We start from the raw sequence: 21500 nt of genomic DNA, 5'->3' as shown, positions 1-21500 counted from the left end.
TCTTATTATTGCAGTCCTGGTAGTTTCTTAATCAGCCCCTTAGGTCTGTACCGTAGACGCTTGCCAGCTACCAACCGTATATAGTCGGTCTCTGTATGCACAAACCCATCCCTGAAGGCTCGATTGGTCAAAGCCGCTGAGGCATATATACCTCCGTAATACCTGGTGGTACTATAGCCCAATGTTAAAGAGGCTAGCCCCTGCCAGCCTAACCCCAGATGAGTCAGGGGCGATTGATTGGTAAAGGTAGTTTTAGTCACTAGGAGTGATAAACCGGGGCGTAGGCTCATGTTGATAAAGTAGTACTTGCCCAGCACAATTGTCTGCATATAACCTCCATCTACCCCTAACGCCAAGGAATTAACACCTTGAATAGACGATTCAGTTGGAAAATCAGCCTGCATAGCTAAGGGGACTAAAGCGGAGTCGGCATGGATACGTTGATAAGTTAAAAAGCTCCCAATAACCCATGAACCTGCTGCCTGTCGTTGTCCCTCCCGTTGAAGGAGGCTGGCCGGAATGGATATTCGCAAAGGATTGAACAGATACTGGACATGACTCGCTAGAGTTTGGCTTTTCAAGTCATTTCTGTAGGGATACATTGAGTGATGAGCCAACCAATCGGGCTCTAGCAGATCTGGATTAGCTACATAGAAACCCCGATAAAACTGATACTGGCCCGCTATCCATAGCCGACGATTGTTAAGGTTAAGACTGATCCCAAAGGGTTTTGTTTTCCCTTTCTGAACTGTATTGTAGCCTAGCCAGGGTAGCTTAATGGTCAATTCGGTTCCAGCCCATTTGTAGTCGAATCCAATGCCCAGCGTCCAGGCCAGATTCGGTTTATAAAGTAAGGAGTGGTTCAATCCTCGTAAGCGCAGTGTATAGTCCTGACGGTCACTGATCAGATAGAGATGCAGACGTCCATAATAGGTCGTAATGTATGCAGAATTGACCCGAGGTATTTTGGTCCTAAGCAGAGTATCCAGCGGGATGCCCAGTAAGCGAAGCCCCTGCCCATAAGCGGTTGTCGGATTGACTAAGCAAATCAATATTAGTACTGACCATATGCCCCAGTATTGGTAGAAAGTTACGCTTTGCTTGATTCTAGTCTTTGGGGAAAGTAAAGAGCTGGAGGGCATGTGAAGCGTTCGTCTAGTTAGATAACTATTAGCTTAATCGCCAAAATGGAAAGATGTTTTTCCTGTCTTCACCTTCCCGCGCATTCCTTTGCCTAAATACTACTACAACCATCGTTATCTGGAAAGTAATATTAGTGCCACCAGTTGAATCAGACGGTATAAGCCAGATCAATGCGCCGAAGCTACCAACAAAACGCCATTCATCATTTCTAAGGTTTTTCTAATCGATTCCAGCTCAATCCTTCCGGGAAATATGACGAAGTTTGGCGGAGATGAACAACCCTAAATCAATTGACATTGCCCTGTTTGCAAGTTGGAAAAGCATCTCTGATCCAGATGCGGGCGTAAATAGCCACTTGTCGTTGTCAGGTGGCTATTTTGTTGACCCTAAACTAAGCGCTGGCATTTGTCATTCTATTTCAGAAGTATATCACCGGCTTAGATTATGAGGATGCCATCTTTATTTTTCAGACACCTGACGAAATGACCAGCACTTGCCTGATTCGAATTGACCGCGAGTTGCAAATCATGATGGCAACGGAGACCGAGCGAAGAAGGAGTATCACTATGGCATCTGAATGGCTACCGAACTCGTCAAGCAGTACCAATTAAAGCCACAACGGCTGCAGTTGATTGAACGCTATCCGGAAGCAACGAGACCACAAGCCTATGGCGAGTCTTATTATCTGGTCACCATTACCTGGGTGGGCAAACAGGCGAGTAAAGCAATACGGCACCGCCTTCTTTTATTTGAAATTAAGGAAATCCTAATGGCGATAAAGAGCTGAGACGACAACCTTATTTGGGATTAATGTACCGCTATCACTTGAAGGGGTATCCTAACCTGAAATGGTTATTCAAAGTGAGGGAGTAAGTTAAAAAGAGTCTGAATGACTGGCAATGGGAATACCGGCTTAACGTTACGACTATAATTCGGTTGCCAGTACCAGCAGGATTGAACTATTATTTCTACCACACCATGACAATAAATCAACGACAGCAGCTCCTGGAGAAAATCCGGGTACTCGAAGCTGACCTCACTCGAAGCCGGCAGGCCATTCACGCCTTTGAAGGTCTCCTGTTTAGTTATAGCCAGCTAGCCGATCAGCAGGCCGGATTCCGTTTGATCATCGACACGACCGACCAACTCGTTGCCGAGCGCCAGCAGTATGAAACGATCACAACCCAATATGAGGAGATTCTTGATGAACTAGGTAGACTAACTAGTCAGGGCGATCAATGAGCGTTAATCGCATTGCCTGAAGGACTAGACAAAGCAGTATTGGCTAACAGATAATTAATTTTTCAACAGCAAAATCACAAGAATTTGGCACCAGCGGGTCAACTACCTATAGTTAGTCGTGCACATGAAATTACTCTATCGTTACTACTACACCTTTTTCCTAATGCACCACTATTTTAAACCAGTCTTACGAAAAGGACAATCTCCACCCTGGTTTGATACATTACTTCAGATTAGCTTAGGGATTTTCTGCTGGTTGTTTGGAATTGGCTACCTCCTGGCCCACCACTTAGGCTTTACCGCCAAAATGAGTAGTCCCCTAAAAAGGCTGATCCTGCTTGGTTTGGGCCTTCTGATTATGGGTCTGCATTATCTGTTGTTTAACTTGTACGGCGTTGACAAACAGACGGGATTGACCGAACAAGACTATTTTGTTGTGAGCAAACGAGCCCAGGTGTTGGCTTGGCTTTTTTGGGTAGGTTCTTTTGTACTCTGTGCCCTGGTCCCTTTTCTACGGGACCGATTGGCCCAATGAGGGTAATCCCTTCGCCTAATCTTAGTGGCTCCATTTTGCAATAAATACCATAACTAGGAATTAGCTGAATGAAAGCTTCTGTTAGTTTATTTGACACGAGTAAACGTCTGGTCTAAATCTTTTTTCCACGTTTTGCCATCTTCACACAATTCACCTTTTCCGATGATGGTATTCCCATTGTCAGTAATGGTCCAGCTATAGCGTTGCGAAAAACCGGGCACATTTCGCCACCACTTTATTACATTGTCTTCAACTGAAACCTCATACTTTCTCGACACCTTCCGCTCGTCGAAGAAGAGCATGAAATATTCGCCCGTCGCATCGTCACTGCCGAAGATGCCAATGCCGACAGGAAACCCGTTTTCGTCTACCGCCAAATACCACCTCAGAAAGGCACCGCCCTCAATCCATTCGAAGGAGGATGTACCAGCCAACACTTTATGGGGGACGGCGGGATGAGTGCTCGCTGTTTTCCATTCGCCAATTAATACACCGAAAAGGTTTAGGGCAGGATTGGGGATTTGTGCTTTTTGAATAGCTCGTTTATTCATTGTCGCTCTAGCATGCTGGTATACAGTACATAACGAAGCAATAATAAAATTATACCGCCTAAAAAGTAGTTCTGTAATCAGTGTGGCTGTTACCAACCTCTAAAAGCTCTTTCAATGCTTAGGAAACGAGCCTCCTTCTGCCAGGTTTTGCTTCAAAAACAAGCGATTGAAAAGAGAGACCTAGTCTGGTACCGACTTTTGCAATAGCTACGGGCTTATAGGTTAATAAAGCATCTTTATACCCTATTTCCGCTAAACATGCCTTTGAACCATACGAAATCATACCTATTTCGTCCAGCAAAACTCACAAAAGGCGGTATTACTTCACCGAACAGAAAAGTTGATTGGTAAATTATATAGACAATCGACAGCTTGACCATCCACTTTGCCGGGGAGCCAATTAGGCATACTGGCCACAAGCCTTACAGCTTCCGCATCGAGCTCCGGAGAAATCCCTTTTAAAACCTGTACTTTTTCAATGCCACCCTGTTTATTAATGAGAAATCGAATAAAGACCCGTCCGGCTAACCCAGCGGCCTGGGCTGCTTTTGGATACCGTAGATTTTCCTGTATGTACTGACCTAGTTTATTCATACCACCCGAAAATTCGGGTTGCTGTTGGACAAGCGTGTAAATGACACGATCAGGCGTTGAGCTAGAATCGGTTTGAACCCTTATTTGAGCTTGAAGGGGAAGCCAAACTAAAGTTAGTAATACTGTAAGGAGGATAGAGGTATGCATAGCAGGATCTGTTTTATCAGTGGCAATTATAGTGGGTACTTACTTTCTCCATTGCCGACGTAAATCAATAATAGCACTACTAACAGCAATAAGACCGCCTGAAACGATTAATACTAATAGCCCATAGGGTGGGTTTACCTTTATTTCTGCCAATACTGCTCTATCCCGTTATGGATCGTGGTGAACCCAGATGCTATCCTTTTTAGCGGTCTCACTAAAATACCTGTTCGAGCAGGGTAAGACATAATTTTTACCCTCATAGCGCACATAGAACTTATTGGGATATCTCACAATACCCCACCCTTTTCGTTTGTTTACAACGGGCATTTTCGTCCGTTAGCTGTGTTGTTGAACATCAGCATCTTGTTTAAACTCTTCCCTAACTTGCCTGCAGGACCGGGATTGGCTGATTCAGGTAACCACTCTATTAAGCTCACGGCTAGATTTTTGATCCTAAATTAGAGAGATCAATAAACGGATAAGAAGTTTTGTGCCGATTGGCTTTAGCGATCTATTACTGGCCGAAAATGATGTTAGCGATATATAGTGCCACTATACAACAGCGTTGCAGAACACTTATTTGATCAAAGGGTTTTACCAATTATCTAAACACTAAACAAGATGAAAAAGCAACTTATCATTTTGGGAATCACGCTGTGTACTGCATGCAAACACGATGCTCCAAGTGTTCAGCCAGTACTTGCTCCTGATGCTGCTAGAGTTATAGCGGGCACCTACACGGCTAACCTATCCCGTATTCCCGACGTAAAGTCCTATCCCATCAATGGGAAGACGATAATAATTCAGATCGAACGAATTTCAGCTGACACCGTACGAGTTAAAGTGCAAGCGCCTGCCAACGGCATCTATTCGCCTGCCAGAGACACCACCTACAACAAAGTTTATGTATTGACAAAGCCACAAGGCTACTATTTGACATTGGAAACAGACACAACCCAACCAAATAATCAGTTGGGGAGCGAACTGGTTATTGCACCACCCTTTCCACCCGCTACTTCACCAAATTGGGCTTCCTATGTATTTCTGCCCCCAGGCTATAAGTTAGGTCGCGTAGCAGCTGAGTTCATCAAAATCAAATAGCATGAATCAAAGGACGTAATGTTGGCTCAGAATTAAGTCGTTTCTTTAATTAATTTCATTTCAAATTGATAATTATACAACATTCCTAATTTAAGTACAAATCCAGGTATTATTGTGAGAATACCTGGATTTGTACTTAAATTAGATTAGGCTGATTAAAAAGAGCACGCATTTCAAGGTGTTCTTTTCCAGAATTGCATGTTAAATCTTTGATAGTAGTTTTTAATATAATAATAAACTTTACCATATAGTCATATATTAAAAAGCGCTAGAATGACATGTAACTTTGTAAAACCCTATTCTATAAGGCGGTCTGTAAGGTTGATTTAGGATTGTCCGAACACCACTTGATTCATTATTCGCTTAACTAAAAAACGTCCATCATGAAACTCATCGCTGTATCGTTGGCGGCCATGTTATGGCTGGCTGGTATGGTAACCACCGTCGTACCTCGCACTCCACAGAATGAGTGGAAAGCCGATTCCATTTATACTATAAAAATTCCGGCTGGTTACCGTGACTGGAAGCTAATTTCAGTGGCTCACGAGGCCGGCAAACTCAACGATCTTCGGGCGATTTTAGGGAACGATATTGCCGTCAATGCTTACCGAGCAGGCAAACTTCCTTTACCTGATGGGGCCATCATTGCCCGGCTGGCCTGGGCATACACGCCCTCTGAAGAAAATAACAAAGCCTTTGGCAACCCCCAATCATTTGTCGCTGGTCAACCCACGAATGTTCAGTTTAGTATCAAGGATTCAAAAAAATACACCTTGAGTGGAGGCTGGGCATATGCACAATTTAATCAAGGCCAATCAATCAATGTAGCCGTGAACGCCACCTGCTTTGCTTGCCACCAGGCCGTTAAAGACCGCGACTTTGTTTTTACCAAGTACTCACATTGACACGACCAAGGGTACGGCGCTATGGGTGTATTTGCCGTAATCGGTTGTAAAAGTGGCTGGCTTCAGTCCCGCTCAGGCATAATGTTTATAGTAACTTGGTTTATTGTTTTTGATAATAGATTCGAATCGTATCATTTTCCGGATTGAGAAAGATCAAGGGGGCACTGGTTTGCATCGTCGTAGCATCTTGAGCGTAGCATACGGCCGCTAACTTTTTGTGAAAAGAATAAAAAAAGATTAAAGTTTTTCAGCCAGAAACAGATAGGGTTTAGGGAAATGATGCTGCCAGATATTGGGGTTGTCGGGAGCATTGTTGTAAAGCTTGAAATAGGCTTCATCTGCAAATAATACGATTGTGTTACCTGTTCTTACATAATAATTGCTGTTATAGTAAGTCGGGGTAATAAACCCAGGAATGTTCTTCTTCACCGCTTGCGAAATCATTTTCCCTAAAAACTTCTGGTAGTTCTTACTCGCTTTTTCGCTGGGTTTACTCATACTATTGTACACATGCTTTAAAAACAGATTCTTCGGAAATTTTTGTTTCTTAATCAGGGCTTTTGCACCTCGGAATGGATTGACCGATGTAAAATCAGCAACCGTTTGAACTGTGAAGGGAACATCGGGAACCCAATCGGCTGAATTGACGGCATTATAAGCCCAGCCTCCTTTAGTCATTGTCTCATATTCGTAAGCATAGGCCAGGTTCCCGGGTTTGGGTCCGGCACTACAATATGTTTTGAAACGGATATCATTAGCTAATTTTCCCTCGACCTTTAAGTTTTCTAAATAGGAGTTTAGTAGAAAGGCAATACCCCCGCCTTGGCTATGTCCAGTCAAGATGAAGTCCTTTATGCCTGATCGGTAACAGGAGTCTATTTTATGTTCAATAGTTTTGGAGAGGTAGGCCATTGCGACAAACCAGCCTACATGGACAGCCGCATTCGGACTTTTAGCCAAGGTATAGGTAAACTTAAACTCTTTGTCAAGTTGTAACTCGCCTTTTGCGGGGATCATTGCCGCATATAAATTGGCCAAAAAGCTAGCTTCTGTTGGAATACTGCCCTGTACGGCAATCATAGCAATACGCTTTTCTCGATGGATCCATAAATCCCAAATGTTATCAAATGCCACTACTGGCGAACGATAAGCAAAGTTGAACTCGGTAGGATCTGGAACAGCCGTATTTTCGGCCCACTTATTCAGAGCTATATGTGTTTTCTGGTTAATTTTCAACGTTTCGATATACTCTTGCTTATCGAAACCTGGCTTCAGGACTTGACCCAACGTGGTTGAGGCCATAAATAGGCTACTTACTATTACCTGACAGAAAAGCAGTTTAGGACTCATCGGTTCTTCGTTTTTACCTGAATAAACATCGTGGAATGGGCACGACCCGCCTGCTGGCCATAGGTTTCCCAACTTATCACACTTGTGTTAAACAAGAGATCTGAGAAAAGGCATACAGGTTATGACCCTTAAGTGACTTATTATTTTTATACTTCAGCTTTGGACTTTCAATGGGTGTTTAAGTGCTGTGGCTGTTGCAAGAGTCTGAACCAGCATAGTGATGAGCCTTTTGGCATCCGTTTTCTGACTCAAACTAGTCAAAAATAGTGACTACTTCTCGACTCACCGAACAACTTATTTACTTTTGCAACCGCGCTGCCGGTGCCGCACCACGGAGCGGGGCAGCAGCCACTGGCTTTAGGTTAGTGGGCATCTAGGTTTGAAATTCTATTTTGGACCAGTTCTACCCGCTCGTCGAGTCGTATGTCTCCTTCAAGCCGAAGCACAGGACAATTTAGCTGATCTATCCATGCATCATGTCTGGCTCGGCTACGACCGGGCAAATCACCAGCATCATACTGAGCAGCCCAATCCAGGAAAAGCTTGGACTGTTCAGCCGCCATGCCCACGAGCCCCCCTCTTGACTGTTCCCGTTGGTGTAGTCGTTCCAGACGAATCGCCTTGGGAATCCATAGGTAAACTGCCAGATCAAAAGCGGATCGCCAATAATCGCCCCAATTATAGACGGTGCCTCCTAAGATCCAGCTGTTTTGCCTGGCTAAATCGCTCACCAGCCAGGCGTGTCGCTGATGGGCTGGTCGCTTGATGGTAAAGGGAGGATAGGTAGGTACCCAGTGGTAGGAGTCGGTATCAAAGTAAGGCGTGTTCAGCAGTAGGCTGAGCCGATGCCCCAAGGTAGTGACTCCAGAGCCTGATGCGCCAAATACGTGAAGTTTCATTCTGTCTGCTGTTGTTTACTCACTCTTATCTGGAAGCGCTGAAATGGCCTGTTCTAACGGATGGCCCGTGGATTTTATGTGGGTCTTTATAGTGAACATATCGGCTGTTACCACCTAGTAAGTTAATCAGCTCATTCAGCCAATGACAAAACATCCCAGGAGCAATGGCTTGGTTTTGAAACCTCTAATTCGGCAGATTTTTTTGATTTGCCGGTTACTAAATTATGAAGTTTAACGGCTCTAGCGCCAGGATGAAATCGCTCGAAGGGTCTACTAAAGGTATGAGTATCTAGGTATCGTTGAATTTTAACCACTACGCCCTTTAGCTCGTGAAAAGCGCTACATTCAACAATTCAGGATGGCTCAATACAAAAATACGCCCGCTCACTGCGAAACCGGGCGTTCGCAGAAATAGTCCTTTCCGGCTTTTAAACCCGGAAAGGACTATTTCTGGACTCGGAACGGTTATTACTGGAGGGAGCGGGCGCGGAGCCTAGCCACTTCAGCGCAGTTGAATAGTACATCAATGGCTTATTCAGAATAGGCATAGGGCGAATATAGAGCTAGTATGTCCTTAGCACAAGTCTCAATCGTTCCACTGATGCGGTAAGTCTTGATTAGTACCAGGCATTGGGTGTAGAACTCATTATAGCCATCCAGGCAGTATTCAATACTGATACTTTCAATCTGCCGGTTTGCGTCAATCCTGTTAATCTCGTCCTCAGAGAGATCCTCACGCGGAAAAAGCGTCTCGTTACCCTCCTCGTCGGGCATTACATACAACGACGTAAAGCCAAACGACTCCGTAAAGCCCCGATCCAATCTTTCCCGATACTCGCCAAAGTTGTGAAGAAAGTCTAATAGCTCCCGATACTGCTCGATAGTTGGGGGCAGATCATCAATCATACCGGATTCAAAGTGATTGTATAGCTCCTCGAATGGATCAAATTCGGGATCATCTTCACTTTCCCGATAATGTTCATGCTCCTCAATGTAGGGCTGAATGTTGCCGGAGGCAAAGTCAGTGCTTGCTTTGTATATTCCTTCCAGATGCGTAAAAAGGGCATTGGCTTGTTTAGCCCGTTTGATACAGGCCATGAAAAGTTCAGGGCTTAGATTAGATTCGTCAGAGGTATTATAACAACAACTCAAGGCAAAACTCTCGGCAACGTCTGTCTGGGACTCCAGCTTACTAATTAGGTTGAGGTCGATTAGGGGCATAAGGCAGTATGGGTTCGGGTCGTAACAAGTGGCTGCTATCCGGTTAGTTCTTTAATAGAACGATGGGGGTATAGGTTTTCTACTACTGTAGCCTGTACCCGACTCGTTGTTCCTTCGCCCAAAGTAGGCAGGTTAATTTGTGAGTAACCCCTCAACGATTGAATTTAAGGATGGTCCGTATTACCTATACCCTGATCCATTTGAAAGCGAGTTCGGCCATAACAGGCCAATATAGTAAGTCATGGGCTTTGCCAATGACATTTAACCTCGGGAAGACTTGAAGAGCGCTCGAGGGATAGACAAAGCCATTCGGCCGACTAGTATCAAAAAGGTAAAAAATCACCCCTGATTGCTAAGTGAATGGCGAATTTGTACCTCTCTAATGCCGGGTCATCTCCAGGAAGGCAGGACGGAATCTCGGCTCGTTCCCATACCGATCGCTTAGTACTGTTCACTTATTTGCTTCCCGTCAACTCTGGCATCTACCCCAGGGCGTGAAACAGGACTGCTAGAAGGAGGAGAATCCTACCCATCTTTACCCGCAGCAAACGCCGGGCGGACTGGTCAACGGTTAACAGGGCATGACCTAAAAAGAGCAGGGAGAGGGTCAAGCAGAAAGCGGTAAGGTTGGCCCAGCCCGTCATTATTGTCATAGTGGCTGGTAGTTAACTACATGACCAAAACAGGCAGTTCATCATAATCACTACAAAAGAGGCATTTAGTGGGCTAGTGGACAGACCTTTGACCAGATGCCGTTGTCTGATGAATCAGATCCGTATTCGCAAAAACGTCCAGTCAGAGGTGGAACCAGACATTGGCTGATCTATATCCACTCTATTTAACGACGCCCCAAAAGTATGAAGTGCAGAAATACAGGTGATTAATTTTCAATGAAAACGCCCGGCCAGCTCGTGACCGGGCGTTTTCATTGAAAATTAATACACACTTTGGTTTCAGGAGCCTCACTTTCTGGTGCTCGGTAGCAGTATGGAGCTGCAAGAGGATTTGCCCCTTCACTCACCCGTTCCAGTCAATCCGCGTCAGGTAGGATCTGCAACCTGACCGGAGCGGCTTGCGGACTGGTGCAGTTACCCACCGAACAGGTCGCTGTGAAGCAGAGCTAGCCCGAAAGCTGACATTGATCAATACAGGACTGCTATTGCCGTTTAAAGTACCAAAGTTATTCAGACCTCCTCCAGAGGTGGCTGAGTTGGCGATCAGGCTCAGGTTGGCCAGTGTTGGGTTGCAACTGTTACCCGCTTGTGACCCTCTATTATAAATGCCTCCTCAAGCGGCAAAGCCACTGACAGAAGTGCCATTGGCATTACCTGGGGTAATAACCAGGCTATCCAGCCGCATTTGGGCACTAGCGTTGGTCATGACAACTACATGATAGGCGTTGTCGGTATTGGTAGCCTGATCGCCGATGTTAACGGAGAAAGTCGTACTGTAAGGGAAACTAGTGCGCGTATCCGGTGAGGTCCATTACCGTTATACCCCCCATAGACCTGCACCCCCGATAGAATGGTGAAGCTCACTGCTCGGTCAGTACCCATAGTGGGTTTATACAGACTGGCCCCTACCCAGGATAGACTACCAAATAATACTTAAAGAAATCAATACCTGCTTAGAAAAAACATTGAGTTATCAAGAAGAAATGTTCTATACGTAGATTGAGTTAAGGAAGTAGTAATCAGAAAATTAGGTGAAAGTATGTAAAAATGAAGCCCGATCATTTATCTACAGATGATCAATATATTATTTTGATTATATGGCGCAAAAGCCAGAAGGATAGACTGTTATCACATACTCGCCTACACCCGGGTCTGTCTTGAGCATAACTTCCCGGACTGCAAAACGGATTTACCATAGGCTCTTGTGACCAACCCATTGTCGGTTGGCTGGCTTTTTTTATGGACGGAAAATGGTTTTATCATTACCTTGGCAATTCATAACGGATTGACCACAACCCGATTCAAGGTTAGTCAATCGCTGTCTATGAAACTCTTCATAACCGTTCTAGATCAGCAGGCAGTTTGGCAGTTTTTTTGACTTCTTCGGTTATGAAATTGTTCTGTTCAACTGTGAACTGCTTGCCCCATCTATTCACTGGGCCCCTTTATGAGACCTGAAATTTTAGCGGGCCCGGTTGTATTACGGAAATATGAGCCGGGGTTTATCCCATTGTTGTTTGAAGCCGCCAGGGCATCCTGTTCACCGCTGTTTACCCGCTATGCGCGCTGGTGTCATCCTGATTATGCAGTAGCTGACAGTGAGCAGTTCATCGCTCAGTGCGAGAGGGATTGGCAGGATGGGACAGCCTTCAACTTCGCGCTGCTGGATGCCCGGACGTCAGAACTTTGCGGAGGCATTGGCTTGAATCAGCCTAATCGGGTGCATGGTTTTTATAACCTGGGTTACTGGGTGCGTCCTTCGCGTCAGGGGCAGGGACTGGCCAGTCAGGCCACCCGCCAGCTGGCACTGGCTGCCTTTGCTGATTTGGCTGAACTGAACCGCCTTGAAATTTTAGTGGTACCGGATAACCTGGCCAGCCAACGAACGGCCCTGGCAGCCGGTGCCACCCGTGAGGGACTGCTACGACAGCGTCTGCTGGTGGGGATTGACTTGCAGGATGCTATTCTGTTCTCATTGATTCGGGCTGATATCGCCTGAAACTTTACTCTTTCCCAACAAAGCCTACCTTTGTTGGGAAAGAGGGACAAATCGGTCTAGTTAATCACTAAATGGCCTGGGATGCCCATATACCATCCGGGCTGCTATAAGGTTTGTCAAGTAGTCCTCTTCCATAACTGATTTTACTAGACCCGCAATGGGGGATCAGGGTAAAATACGGCTAAATCCATCAACCAATTAACCGCATGCGGACAGCTTTCCTGATTTTTTTGTGCCTGCTTCCTACCCGGCTTTTCGCGGTACATCAACCCACCTATTGTCAGACGAAATCATTGTATTCGACCTCTGTCAATCGAGATATGCCAAAGGCGCGATGGCTACAGATGATTGCCCGAAACGCTAGTCAGAACCCGGCGAAAATGTTGACGGCATCCAAACCACCAAGACAGTGGAATACGGGTTATTTTGGCTTGTATGGGGGCTTAAATTGGGCTCAGACCAATCCAGCCATTAGTGAAACGAGTTTCTCAGGTTGGCAAGCGGGTGTCTACGGTCGTACAGGCGGAACGTTGTTCTGGCAACTGGGGGTAGAATACCGAAACCTAACGACTCCGTATAGTCTACTCCCCAATCCACTCCCGACAAGTATCCCACCTGCTGGGCCGGATTATGACGAGATTAAGCAAAACCTACTCGTCTTTCCAACCTATCTGGGTCTTCGTTTTGGAAAAAAAGCGGGTCTACACCTCCAGGTTGGTGCTGAGGTAACGACTTTAATCTCGGCTGATTATCCGCCCAATTCCCCCGGAGGGACTTCCCTTCGTCGGTCAACCTACAATGCTCTTGGTGGGGGCGGCATTCATGTGGGGCCGATCACACTCGATGTTATTTATCATCAAGGCTTACAGACGATCTATACGGATGGTTCATCCCCAAAAGGTCAACAGTTGTCTGTCAGTCTGGGCTGTCGATTGTAAATGATCGATTATGGGTCGTGAGAGTATTGAACATGAAGGAGCTGCTACAAACGGAGTTTAAGATAGCCTCTCCTAACGAATCGCAACGGCCCTGGGTCAGACGGATCAAGCATGGCTTTTTTGCATTTATTTGTCATTTTTCTGGAGATCTCACTTTTTTTTTGGGTAGACAATTGCTGTTTTAGTGTTCGGTGGCACTCATAGCTTTTATCAATACAAAACGGGTAGGTAGACTCGGTGCTATCTGGGGAATAGGTTTGTAAAGATTCACTCGTTCTATTGTGTCATCACAGTCCACCGATCAGAAAAGATCAACACCGCAATTCCCATTCGCTAAAATTCAACAACTTGCTCAATTTGATCGGCTTCTCTTAAATGGGCACCCAGGAGGGTTAGCCGAGCCGTTTAGTTTTTGGCCCAAAATGTCCGATGTTTGGCTCGTTTGAACGCCGAGTATCCGCTACTTTTACGCCCTGACTCAGCTATCCCATGTCGCCAATTCAGCAAGTCATTTTTGTTGTACCCCCGTATGTACACGTTTTGGATCTGACGGGACCAGTTCAGGTTTTTTACGAAGCCGTTGAGTATGGGGCTCCCTATCAATTACGGTATTGCTCCTTCCAAAACCAGATTACCAGCTCAGCAGGCTTGGCTATGGGGCCTGTGCAGCACTTTACGGAGGTGCAGACTCAATCCGGCGATCTGATCTTTATACCGGGGATGGACATGGCCTATATCCGATCAGCCGAATTTAGAGCGGAGCAAGATTTCATGGCCTGGCTCCGCAAGCAACACCGCCTGGGCGTTCTGATATGCTCCGTTTGTACGGGGGCGTTTGTAGTGGCCCAGACTGGCCTGCTGGATGGTCGAAAATGCACTACCCACTGGAAGCGCGTTGACGAACTGCAAACGACTTACCCACGGATCGTTACCCAGCACGATCGATTATTCGTAAACGATGGCGGCATCTTTACCAGCGCGGGGATAACGGCCGGTATTGACCTGGCGCTGGCGATTCTGGAAGAGCAGCAAGGGCCACTGTTCGCTTCGAAGATAGCCCGCGAGCTAGTCGTGTATTTACGTCGCGGCCCCGAGCATTCACAGAAAAGCGTTTACCTCGATTACCGCAACCACATGAACGTGGCTGTTCACCAGTTGCAGGACTGGCTGATTGCCAATCTGAAAACAAAGGCCACGTTAGACGAACTGGCTGAGGTGGCCGGTATGAGTACCCGCAACCTAACCCGAACGTTTCGGAAAGAGACTGGGATCTCCATTCATGATTATACCACGCTGCTACGACTTGAACTGGCCCGTACCCTACGGCATAATCCGGGTATGACCATGGAAGCTATTGCCGAGAAGTGTGGTTTTCAGGATGCCCGCCAGCTACGCCGAATCTGGCAGAAAGACGAACCTAAAAACAGCCCCAAATTATTTATTTCAACCCATTCATAAGCCTATGAACTTCAACTTCCGTTACCGTTTTCACCTGCTCGTTGCCGGTTGGCTGGTCGCTGCAGGTAGCCCACTTTTGGCGCAGAAAGTGATTCCTAAAGAAAACCTTATGGCGTATTCCGGCGAGCCCTCCGGCAATATATGTGATCTTGAATGGCACGAAAAGCCCGTCAGCGACCTGGATGGTGGCATGCCTCTTGTCCAACCCAACGATACCATGCTGGACTCCCAGGCGCAAATCCTAAAGCAAGTCAACAAGCGGAATGTGGCCATTTTTATACACAATGGCGTAGAAATTCTGGATTTTGCGGGCCCCAGTGAGGTCTTTGCTTCTACGGAAGGATTCAATGTCTACACGGTGTCGCTCTCCAAAGAGCCAATCATCAGTCAGGGATTCATTAAGATAACGCCAACGTATAGCCTGACCGACTGCCCCAAGCCTGACATTGTGGTTTTACCAGGCGGTAATACCGGTCCATTCATCGAGAATAAGGCGCTCATTGACTGGATAAAAAACTCGGCAACCCAAGCTGAGGTCATGCTGTCGGTTTGTACGGGCGCCGGGCTGCTGGCCAAAGCGGGACTGCTGGATGGTAAGCAGGCCACTACGTTTCATTCCTACATTGAGCCGCTGCAACGGGCAACGCCTAAAGCCGAGATTCTGCGTAATACTCGATTTGTCGACAATGGACAAATCATCACAACGGCGGGTGTATCGGCGGGTATTGATGGGGCCCTGCATGTAGTTGCGAAATTAAAAGGGCAGGCTGTAGCAATCCAAACAGCTCGCTACATGGAGTATGATAAGTGGAAGCCGGAGGAAGGATTAATCGTCAAGCAAGCGGGTAAAGTGGCGACCGAGAATAAATAGTCATTACTAATCAACACCCTCAACCGTTGGCTGTGTCGTCATAGACCACAGTTGAGGGTAATTGACTGTGTTTTTTTTCTCCGCGAGTAGCCTACACTCTGAGTTTTCTGTCTCCAGGCAATCGACTCGCTCCTGCATTAATCTACTAGTCGATCAGGCGTACCAACGAATAAATTTGGGCTGGCTACATTCCCTAAGCGACTACCTATGCGGTCAGGTATACGAAGGTGCCCCGCTTGTCGAATCCCTACTGGCGGTGTCGGCAAGGATTATTGTGGTATTGAGATACCAGTATGTAAATAAGTGGTAGCCCCGTTTGACTTTACGTTGAGCGGGGTATTTTGTTGTCTGGCCAGATGGCTGATCGATAGACCGATAATTAATATTAGCCCTCTCAAAGGATAACTCACGTTCAACTATTGGCCATAGTGGTTGTCAAAGGGTCCTGTTTGAAACGTCTCTCTTGCCAGTAGGATAAAACACCACAGTTTATAAGGTGCTTTTCAGACGTAAGATGAGTAAATCTTATTCGCTTCGTAGGCTCTTGACCGGATTCATCAGGGCGGCCTTGATGCTCTGGTAACTAATGGTTAGTAACGTAATCAGTAAAGCCAGCAAGAGAACTAAAATAAATACACTAACCTCAAGTTGAATCTTATACGAATATGCTTTTAGCCATTGACCTAACGCGTAATAGGCAATCGGAGATGCGACCAGACACGATATAAGCACTAATTGAAGGAAGTCTTTGGAGAGAATACCCCATATGTTGGCTACGCTGGCCCCCAGGACTTTTCGAATCCCTATCTCTTTAGTCCGTTGTTCAGCCAGGAAGGATGCCAAACCAAACAGACCTAAGCACGTAATTAATAAGGTCAATACCGTCACAATGACTGAAAAATTACCAATGAGTTCTTCATAGTTGAATTTTTTGGCGTACTCCGTATCCGCAAATTTATAATCGAAGGGATAACCCGGATTATATTTATCAAAAATGGGGCCCATTTTAGCAAGAGCTGCCGAAGGGGACAGAGCAGGATTGATTCGTAGGCAGAGTACATTCACCCAGTCTTTGTAAAAAACGATGATCATTGGAGAGACGCGATGAAATGGCGATTCCATCAAGATGTCAGGGATTATACCGACCACCCTGCGCTCCTGGCCATCCCATTTTAACCGCTCGCCTAGAGGCTCTTTGAGGCCCATTCGCTTGGCGGCAGCTTCGTTGAGGAGCACGCCCGAGGAATCTGTGGCAAAGGCTCGGGAAAAATCACGGCCGGCCTTGAACTGAATACCCATCGTTTTAAGGTAGTCATACGTGGTCGCAATGGTTTTAAAGGAGACGGCTTTGTCTTCAGGCCTCGATCCACTCCATTCCCAGCCGCTCTGACTACTCCAGAGAGCGGTTGGGGGGGTGTTCGATTGACTAATGTAAGACACGGCTCCGGAAGCCAATAGGTCAGTCCGTAAGGGGTTAAAGTTGGTCAGTAAATCAGGGGAAGCACTAACCGAAATAAGGCCGCTTTTGGTAAAACCAATCGGACGGTTCTTGCCGTGTTGTATTTGCTGATAAACGACAATGCTCCCGATCATCAGCACCATCGAACAGGTAAATTGAGTAATCACCAGAATCTTTCGCGGTAAAGCGGCCTGCTTCCCAATGAAAACGCTTCCTTTAAGAATGGTCACGGGTTTGAATGACGATAAATACAGGGCGGGATAGCTGCCCGCTAAAACGCCGGTAAAGACAGTAAATAGGAGTAATATACCCCAAAAGAAATGATTATCGAGCGGGAATACCAGTTGCTTTTCAGTTAGCGTATTGAAAAAAGGGAGCCCAACACCGACCAGGCCGAGTGCCAGCACCAGAGCCAGACTAGCCATCAAAATGGATTCACTCAAAAACTGCCCAATCAGTTGCTGTCGGCCCGATCCGACCGCTTTTCGAACCCCCACTTCTTTAGCCCGTTTTTGTGAACGAGCCGTGCTGAGGTTCATAAAATTGATGCAGGCGATAACTACAATAAAGAATCCAAACAGACTAAACAATCGCACATACTGGATAAAACCGCCGGTGTTTTCTCCATTGGAGAAATTTGAATAAAGCCGCCACTTTTCCATTGGAAACAGAAATACTTCAGGCTTTCTTATTTTTTTGGTGTTGGGGTCATTCGCTAAATGGTTTACGAGCAGGTCCTTTAGTTTCGCATTGGTATTTTCTGGGCGGATGCCTTCCTTTAGCTGGACATAGCAGGCCCAGGAGCTATTATCCCAATTTGTCACGTACGCTCTCAGCCCTTTGTCGAGAGCTAACTGTAAGTCCCAGGGCAGCAGGTAATCAAATTGTAGGGAAGCATTATGGGGTTGTTTGGCAACGATTGCCGTTACTTTTAGATTGGTTTGATTATCCAGTTTAACTAGCTGGCCAATGGGCTCTTGTTGCCCAAAAAGTGTTTGAGCGGCCTGATCGGTTAGAACGATTGAGTAGGGTTCGTTTAGCGGTTCTTGATCCCCCTTAAGTACCTTTAAGGAAAACATGGTTATGGCGTCGGGGCCAATGTAGCGGCCACTTTTTAAGAATCTATGATTCCCCACGATCAGGGAATGGGTGCTGCCCCAATCACACATGGCGACCGCCTTAAAATCAGGGTACTTTGCTTTTAATTCCGGACCTATTGGAAAAGGCAAGGCGTCCCCCGTGCTGCGATACCCATCGATGGTTTGATTCATTTTGAGCTGATAAAGCGTCTGGTAATTGAGGTGATGCTTATTCGCTGACCATTCATCATTGACCCAAAGGCCAATCAAGATGGCGACAGCCATGCCAACCGCAAGGCCCAAAATGTTGATGACCGAATAGGCCCGATTCTTAACCAGGTTACGCCCGGCGATAGTCAAATAGTTACGAATCATAGCGGGATGGAGTGATGAAAATTGAGGATACGGGGTTAGGTTGCCAGTCCGGTGGTGTGGTTTGGCAAAGAAGGGGTTTAGGTAATGCAGGACCGCCCAGCCGTACTCACGCCGGGCTTGCGAAATCCCTACCTGAGCGACACGTTTATAGAAAATCTCCTGTAAGTCACCCTGCACATCTTCCACCAGATAGGGCGAAACGAACCATTCCAAAAGGCGATCAGCCCAGCGGGGCGGCTCAGTCTGTTCTTTGTTGGTAGCCATTGGTTGAGACGGAAGCTGGGTTATTGACCAATCAATTGAAGTTTGCCATCCGGCATTGCCTGCCACAACTGCTGACGCATGGCCAGAATCTCAAGCAGGGCTTTATTACCCAAAGCCGTTAGTAAAAAGAATCGCTTTCGCCTGCCACCCCGCTCGGCAGTAGCTACACCCTGCTGCGAGGATCGATAGCCTTTTTCTACGAGTCGGTACAAGGGAGCATGAACGGCACTGATGGTGATTCTCCGACTGGTCTGCTGCTGAAGCATTTTCCAGATAAGGACGCCATAGGCTTCTTCCCTGCAAGCAGCCAATACCAGCAGGACCACCTCTTCAAACCCCCCATGAAAGCTTCTTTTCATCGGATTGGTGCTCAAAGCAGTTAGTTATAATAAAGCAAAACAAATCCAGTGCCAATTTAGGTGATACAGCGATTGGGCTTCATGAGGCCCTAATTGTCCTGAATAGTTGAGTAATGGCTGTCCATAAACGGACAGTTGGCGTACACTTGTGGACAGTAAGAATAGGGAACAGGGAAAAGCCGTCCACGGTTGAACGGAGACCGGTTTAAGCGGGGTAAACCACGCTGTATGATTGATCGGAACAGGTCTGATTTGAAATCGGTACTGTTCACGATGTCCGGCATTGACCAGCGAGCCTGATTGATGGGCAACCCTGGACCGATACGATTAATCACCCCGTGAATGGGACGGATCGCCCTGCATGGTTTGGTTACTCCATGCAATTCATGGATTGGCTATATTTGTACACGTAGGGCCCTTAATTCACTTATGCTTGAAAACAATTAATGATAAATGGGTACGACTCATTGGTATTCCGTTGTTGGTCTTCCTTAACTTTTTTATCTATGGCTGGCACCAGAAACCCCTGACCAAGGAAAGCCTGACCTGGATTGTCATTAACTTTGTTTACTTTACTGTTACCTGGCAGCTGATCAGGGCCATCATTTTTTATTTCCGGGCCCAATACTCGCAAAAATGGCAGCGGGCAAAACGGTGGGGCTACACCTTTTTGGCCGGTAGTGTGGCCACTACGCTACTAAGCTGGCTCGTAGGAGCACTTCGGCATTGGATCGCTCAGGGGAGCCTGCTGGGATACCAGCCCGCAACACATACGGCCAGCGTCACCCTTAATGGCATGAGCCTTAACCTGAGTTTTTATGGGTTTCACCTATTGAAGGGTGCCGTCAACTTTAGCGTCTTTCAGGCCCTGTATGAAACCTTGTTTTTTGCTCGTGATTCATCCCTTTATCAGCGCCAGCTCAAACGAGTGGAACAAGAAAAAGAGGAGTTACGAGCCGAGAATCTACAAAGCCAGCTGGATGCGCTTAAGCAGCAGGTGAATCCACATTTCCTCTTTAATAGCCTCAATGTATTGGATTCACTGATCGAAGACGATCCACCCCAGGCCCGAAAGTTTCTCGAAGAACTGAGTACGGTTTACCGCTACCTGCTCCGCTCCAATGACCACCATCTGACCGATCTGGATTCCGAACTGGACTTTATTCATTCGTATTTCAGCCTGTTGAAAACCCGGCATGGCTCGGGACTGAACTTATCGGTCACCATCAACCGCGACTACCAGCGGTTCCAACTACCTCCCCTAACGTTACAATTATTGGTCGAAAACGCCGTCAAGCATAATATTGTGCTTCCCGACCAGCCCCTTCAGATTGATATCCTGACCCTTGACGGCCCCCAATTACAAGTGCGTAATAACATACAGCGCAAAACCGTCCGGGTCTTATCCAATGGGGTGGGGCTTGATAATATTCTGAGAAAGTATGAGATGCTCAAGCAACCGGCCCCGACAATACAAGAAGAGCATGGGCAGTTTGTAGTGACTCTGAGCCTGATAGCAACTCTGGCGTGATCCGTAGTTTTCCCGAATCGAACAACCCAATCTCCGTCAATCGTTAAGAATCTGTCTGCCTGATTCGATAAAAGAACCGGTTCGGTGTCTCGATCAAGATCGGGAGCCTGCTCACCTGCCGTTGACCGACTATCATCAAAATACAAATCGCCCACTTTAACAATTCGCACGTTCAGGCCGGAAAAATTCGTTTTACGCATATCCCATCCACCTGCCTGATTGGGAATGGTCAGATAAGCGTTGCAAGCCGATTCGTTTCCCAACCAGCTTCGCCAGTATCTTTGTTCTTCACCCGACGAGCGCCCGGAAGCCCTCCATTATCTCATTAATGATAAGCGAGCTATTAACCCCCAAATGGGAATTGAAGCCGGGTTTTTGCGCCGGGCTCATGTTGCTGTCAACAACAGTAACTGGTACTGGCCCCGATAGACCCTGCGATTTTTAGTACCAACATTTTGTGGCGAGGTGGTCACATTCCACGAACTAAGCGCCCCGTGTCCAGTCGCGTTTTTTGCCTGTTGCTCTTTCAAGCTCAGCGCCCGCTTGTTTATGTCTAGCTGTTGTTATCTTATCCCCGATCCAGCCCAACCTTGTTTGGTCCATTCGACTTCAAATGGATCAACCGCATTGAATTAATAATACACAGGCGAAAGCATGTACAGAGTTCTGCGCAAGTATTCCTGTGGATCCTGTCCGGTCAACCCTTCCGCGCCAACCAAAGCCGAAGCAATTTCCTGGGAAGTGGCCTGATCGGGCCGGAATTTTCTTAATGTGCCCACTCTAGGCTGACTGAAAGCGGCTGATC

At 46.7% G+C, this 21500-nt stretch carries 18 protein-coding genes; 10 read left to right on the top strand and 8 right to left on the bottom strand.

Annotated elements, in window-relative coordinates; genetic code table 11:
- Positions 1-5: 5 nt before the first annotated feature.
- Entirely contained in the window at positions 6-1052 is a 1047-nt protein-coding gene (locus GJR95_RS16815) for a DUF4421 family protein (protein ID WP_232541220.1), read from the bottom strand.
- Positions 1053-1720: 668 nt separating this feature from the next.
- Between GJR95_RS16815 and GJR95_RS16810 the strand changes: the two genes are divergently transcribed.
- The 3 genes from GJR95_RS16810 (at position 1721) to GJR95_RS16800 (ending at position 2920) form a co-directional block, all read left to right on the top strand.
- The gene (locus GJR95_RS16810) at positions 1721-1930 is read left to right on the top strand and encodes a hypothetical protein (protein WP_162386967.1); all 210 of its coding nucleotides are present in this window, start codon (positions 1721-1723) and stop codon (positions 1928-1930) included.
- A gap of 191 nt (positions 1931-2121) precedes the next feature.
- Complete coding sequence (locus tag GJR95_RS16805) at positions 2122-2385, top strand: hypothetical protein (protein ID WP_162386966.1); 264 nt, start codon at positions 2122-2124, stop codon at positions 2383-2385.
- 124 nt (positions 2386-2509) lie between these two features.
- Positions 2510-2920, top strand: coding sequence for a hypothetical protein (locus tag GJR95_RS16800; protein WP_162386965.1), 411 nt, complete (start codon positions 2510-2512; stop codon positions 2918-2920).
- Between the two features lie 86 nt (positions 2921-3006).
- On the opposite strand, the gene GJR95_RS16795 is transcribed toward GJR95_RS16800, so the two are convergent.
- Both GJR95_RS16795 and GJR95_RS16790 read right to left on the bottom strand, forming a co-directional pair.
- Positions 3007-3471: a DUF1579 domain-containing protein gene (locus GJR95_RS16795; protein WP_162386964.1), complete on the bottom strand. Its 465-nt coding sequence runs from the start codon at positions 3469-3471 to the stop codon at positions 3007-3009.
- A 324-nt stretch (positions 3472-3795) separates the two neighbouring features.
- Entirely contained in the window at positions 3796-4065 is a 270-nt protein-coding gene (locus GJR95_RS16790) for an energy transducer TonB (RefSeq protein WP_162386963.1), read from the bottom strand.
- Positions 4066-4833: 768 nt separating this feature from the next.
- Here GJR95_RS16790 and GJR95_RS16785 point away from each other — a divergent pair.
- A complete protein-coding gene (locus GJR95_RS16785) occupies positions 4834-5313 on the top strand; it encodes a hypothetical protein (RefSeq protein ID WP_162386962.1) in 480 nt (159 codons plus the stop codon).
- Between the two features lie 383 nt (positions 5314-5696).
- On the top strand, positions 5697-6218 hold the full coding sequence (locus GJR95_RS16780; protein ID WP_162386961.1) for a cytochrome P460 family protein: 522 nt from the start codon (positions 5697-5699) through the stop codon (positions 6216-6218).
- A 237-nt stretch (positions 6219-6455) separates the two neighbouring features.
- Here GJR95_RS16780 and GJR95_RS16775 read toward each other — a convergent pair whose 3' ends face one another.
- From GJR95_RS16775 to GJR95_RS16765, 3 genes are all read right to left on the bottom strand, one after another.
- Positions 6456-7568 (bottom strand): lipase family protein, encoded by a 1113-nt coding sequence (locus GJR95_RS16775; RefSeq protein WP_162386960.1) that lies wholly within the window; start codon positions 7566-7568, stop codon positions 6456-6458.
- Positions 7569-7930: 362 nt separating this feature from the next.
- The gene (locus tag GJR95_RS16770; RefSeq protein WP_162386959.1) at positions 7931-8467 is read right to left on the bottom strand and encodes a P-loop NTPase family protein; all 537 of its coding nucleotides are present in this window, start codon (positions 8465-8467) and stop codon (positions 7931-7933) included.
- 531 nt (positions 8468-8998) lie between these two features.
- Positions 8999-9565 (bottom strand): hypothetical protein, encoded by a 567-nt coding sequence (locus GJR95_RS16765; RefSeq protein WP_198424850.1) that lies wholly within the window; start codon positions 9563-9565, stop codon positions 8999-9001.
- A 2244-nt stretch (positions 9566-11809) separates the two neighbouring features.
- On the opposite strand from GJR95_RS16765, the gene GJR95_RS16760 reads away from it, so the two are divergent.
- The 4 genes from GJR95_RS16760 to GJR95_RS16745 all read left to right on the top strand — a co-directional run bounded on the left by GJR95_RS16760 (position 11810) and on the right by GJR95_RS16745 (position 15628).
- A complete protein-coding gene (locus GJR95_RS16760; RefSeq protein ID WP_162386957.1) occupies positions 11810-12361 on the top strand; it encodes a GNAT family N-acetyltransferase in 552 nt (183 codons plus the stop codon).
- Positions 12362-12567: 206 nt separating this feature from the next.
- Positions 12568-13299 (top strand): porin family protein, encoded by a 732-nt coding sequence (locus GJR95_RS16755; RefSeq protein ID WP_162386956.1) that lies wholly within the window; start codon positions 12568-12570, stop codon positions 13297-13299.
- 489 nt (positions 13300-13788) lie between these two features.
- Positions 13789-14757: a GlxA family transcriptional regulator gene (locus GJR95_RS16750; RefSeq protein WP_162386955.1), complete on the top strand. Its 969-nt coding sequence runs from the start codon at positions 13789-13791 to the stop codon at positions 14755-14757.
- Positions 14758-14761: 4 nt separating this feature from the next.
- Positions 14762-15628 carry a DJ-1/PfpI family protein gene (locus GJR95_RS16745; protein WP_232541219.1) on the top strand — a complete coding sequence of 289 codons (867 nt, stop codon included), beginning with the start codon at positions 14762-14764 and terminating at the stop codon, positions 15626-15628.
- A 525-nt stretch (positions 15629-16153) separates the two neighbouring features.
- Here GJR95_RS16745 and GJR95_RS16740 read toward each other — a convergent pair.
- Complete coding sequence (locus GJR95_RS16740; protein ID WP_232541218.1) at positions 16154-18805, bottom strand: ABC transporter permease; 2652 nt, start codon at positions 18803-18805, stop codon at positions 16154-16156.
- Between the two features lie 20 nt (positions 18806-18825).
- Positions 18826-19164 carry a PadR family transcriptional regulator gene (locus tag GJR95_RS16735; RefSeq protein WP_162386954.1) on the bottom strand — a complete coding sequence of 113 codons (339 nt, stop codon included), beginning with the start codon at positions 19162-19164 and terminating at the stop codon, positions 18826-18828.
- Between the two features lie 433 nt (positions 19165-19597).
- Between GJR95_RS16735 and GJR95_RS16730 the strand changes: the two genes are divergently transcribed.
- Entirely contained in the window at positions 19598-20695 is a 1098-nt protein-coding gene (locus GJR95_RS16730; RefSeq protein ID WP_232541217.1) for a sensor histidine kinase, read from the top strand.
- Positions 20696-21500: the final 805 nt, after the last annotated feature.

This window comes from Spirosoma endbachense (assembly GCF_010233585.1).
GTDB classification, from domain to species: domain Bacteria; phylum Bacteroidota; class Bacteroidia; order Cytophagales; family Spirosomataceae; genus Spirosoma; species Spirosoma endbachense.
This window is presented reverse-complemented; position numbering and strand designations above follow the sequence as displayed.

Coding starts and splice junctions, on each gene's coding strand:
- GJR95_RS16810 (WP_162386967.1), top strand. CDS start 1,721: ATGGCTACCGAACTCGTCAAGCAGTACCAATTAAAGCCACAACGGCTG.
- GJR95_RS16805 (WP_162386966.1), top strand. CDS start 2,122: ATGACAATAAATCAACGACAGCAGCTCCTGGAGAAAATCCGGGTACTC.
- GJR95_RS16800 (WP_162386965.1), top strand. CDS start 2,510: ATGAAATTACTCTATCGTTACTACTACACCTTTTTCCTAATGCACCAC.
- GJR95_RS16795 (WP_162386964.1), bottom strand. CDS start 3,471: ATGAATAAACGAGCTATTCAAAAAGCACAAATCCCCAATCCTGCCCTA.
- GJR95_RS16790 (WP_162386963.1), bottom strand. CDS start 4,065: ATGAATAAACTAGGTCAGTACATACAGGAAAATCTACGGTATCCAAAA.
- GJR95_RS16785 (WP_162386962.1), top strand. CDS start 4,834: ATGAAAAAGCAACTTATCATTTTGGGAATCACGCTGTGTACTGCATGC.
- GJR95_RS16780 (WP_162386961.1), top strand. CDS start 5,697: ATGAAACTCATCGCTGTATCGTTGGCGGCCATGTTATGGCTGGCTGGT.
- GJR95_RS16775 (WP_162386960.1), bottom strand. CDS start 7,568: ATGAGTCCTAAACTGCTTTTCTGTCAGGTAATAGTAAGTAGCCTATTT.
- GJR95_RS16770 (WP_162386959.1), bottom strand. CDS start 8,467: ATGAAACTTCACGTATTTGGCGCATCAGGCTCTGGAGTCACTACCTTG.
- GJR95_RS16765 (WP_198424850.1), bottom strand. CDS start 9,565: ATGGCCTGTATCAAACGGGCTAAACAAGCCAATGCCCTTTTTACGCAT.
- GJR95_RS16760 (WP_162386957.1), top strand. CDS start 11,810: ATGAGACCTGAAATTTTAGCGGGCCCGGTTGTATTACGGAAATATGAG.
- GJR95_RS16755 (WP_162386956.1), top strand. CDS start 12,568: ATGCGGACAGCTTTCCTGATTTTTTTGTGCCTGCTTCCTACCCGGCTT.
- GJR95_RS16750 (WP_162386955.1), top strand. CDS start 13,789: ATGTCGCCAATTCAGCAAGTCATTTTTGTTGTACCCCCGTATGTACAC.
- GJR95_RS16745 (WP_232541219.1), top strand. CDS start 14,762: ATGAACTTCAACTTCCGTTACCGTTTTCACCTGCTCGTTGCCGGTTGG.
- GJR95_RS16740 (WP_232541218.1), bottom strand. CDS start 18,805: ATGGCTACCAACAAAGAACAGACTGAGCCGCCCCGCTGGGCTGATCGC.
- GJR95_RS16735 (WP_162386954.1), bottom strand. CDS start 19,164: ATGAAAAGAAGCTTTCATGGGGGGTTTGAAGAGGTGGTCCTGCTGGTA.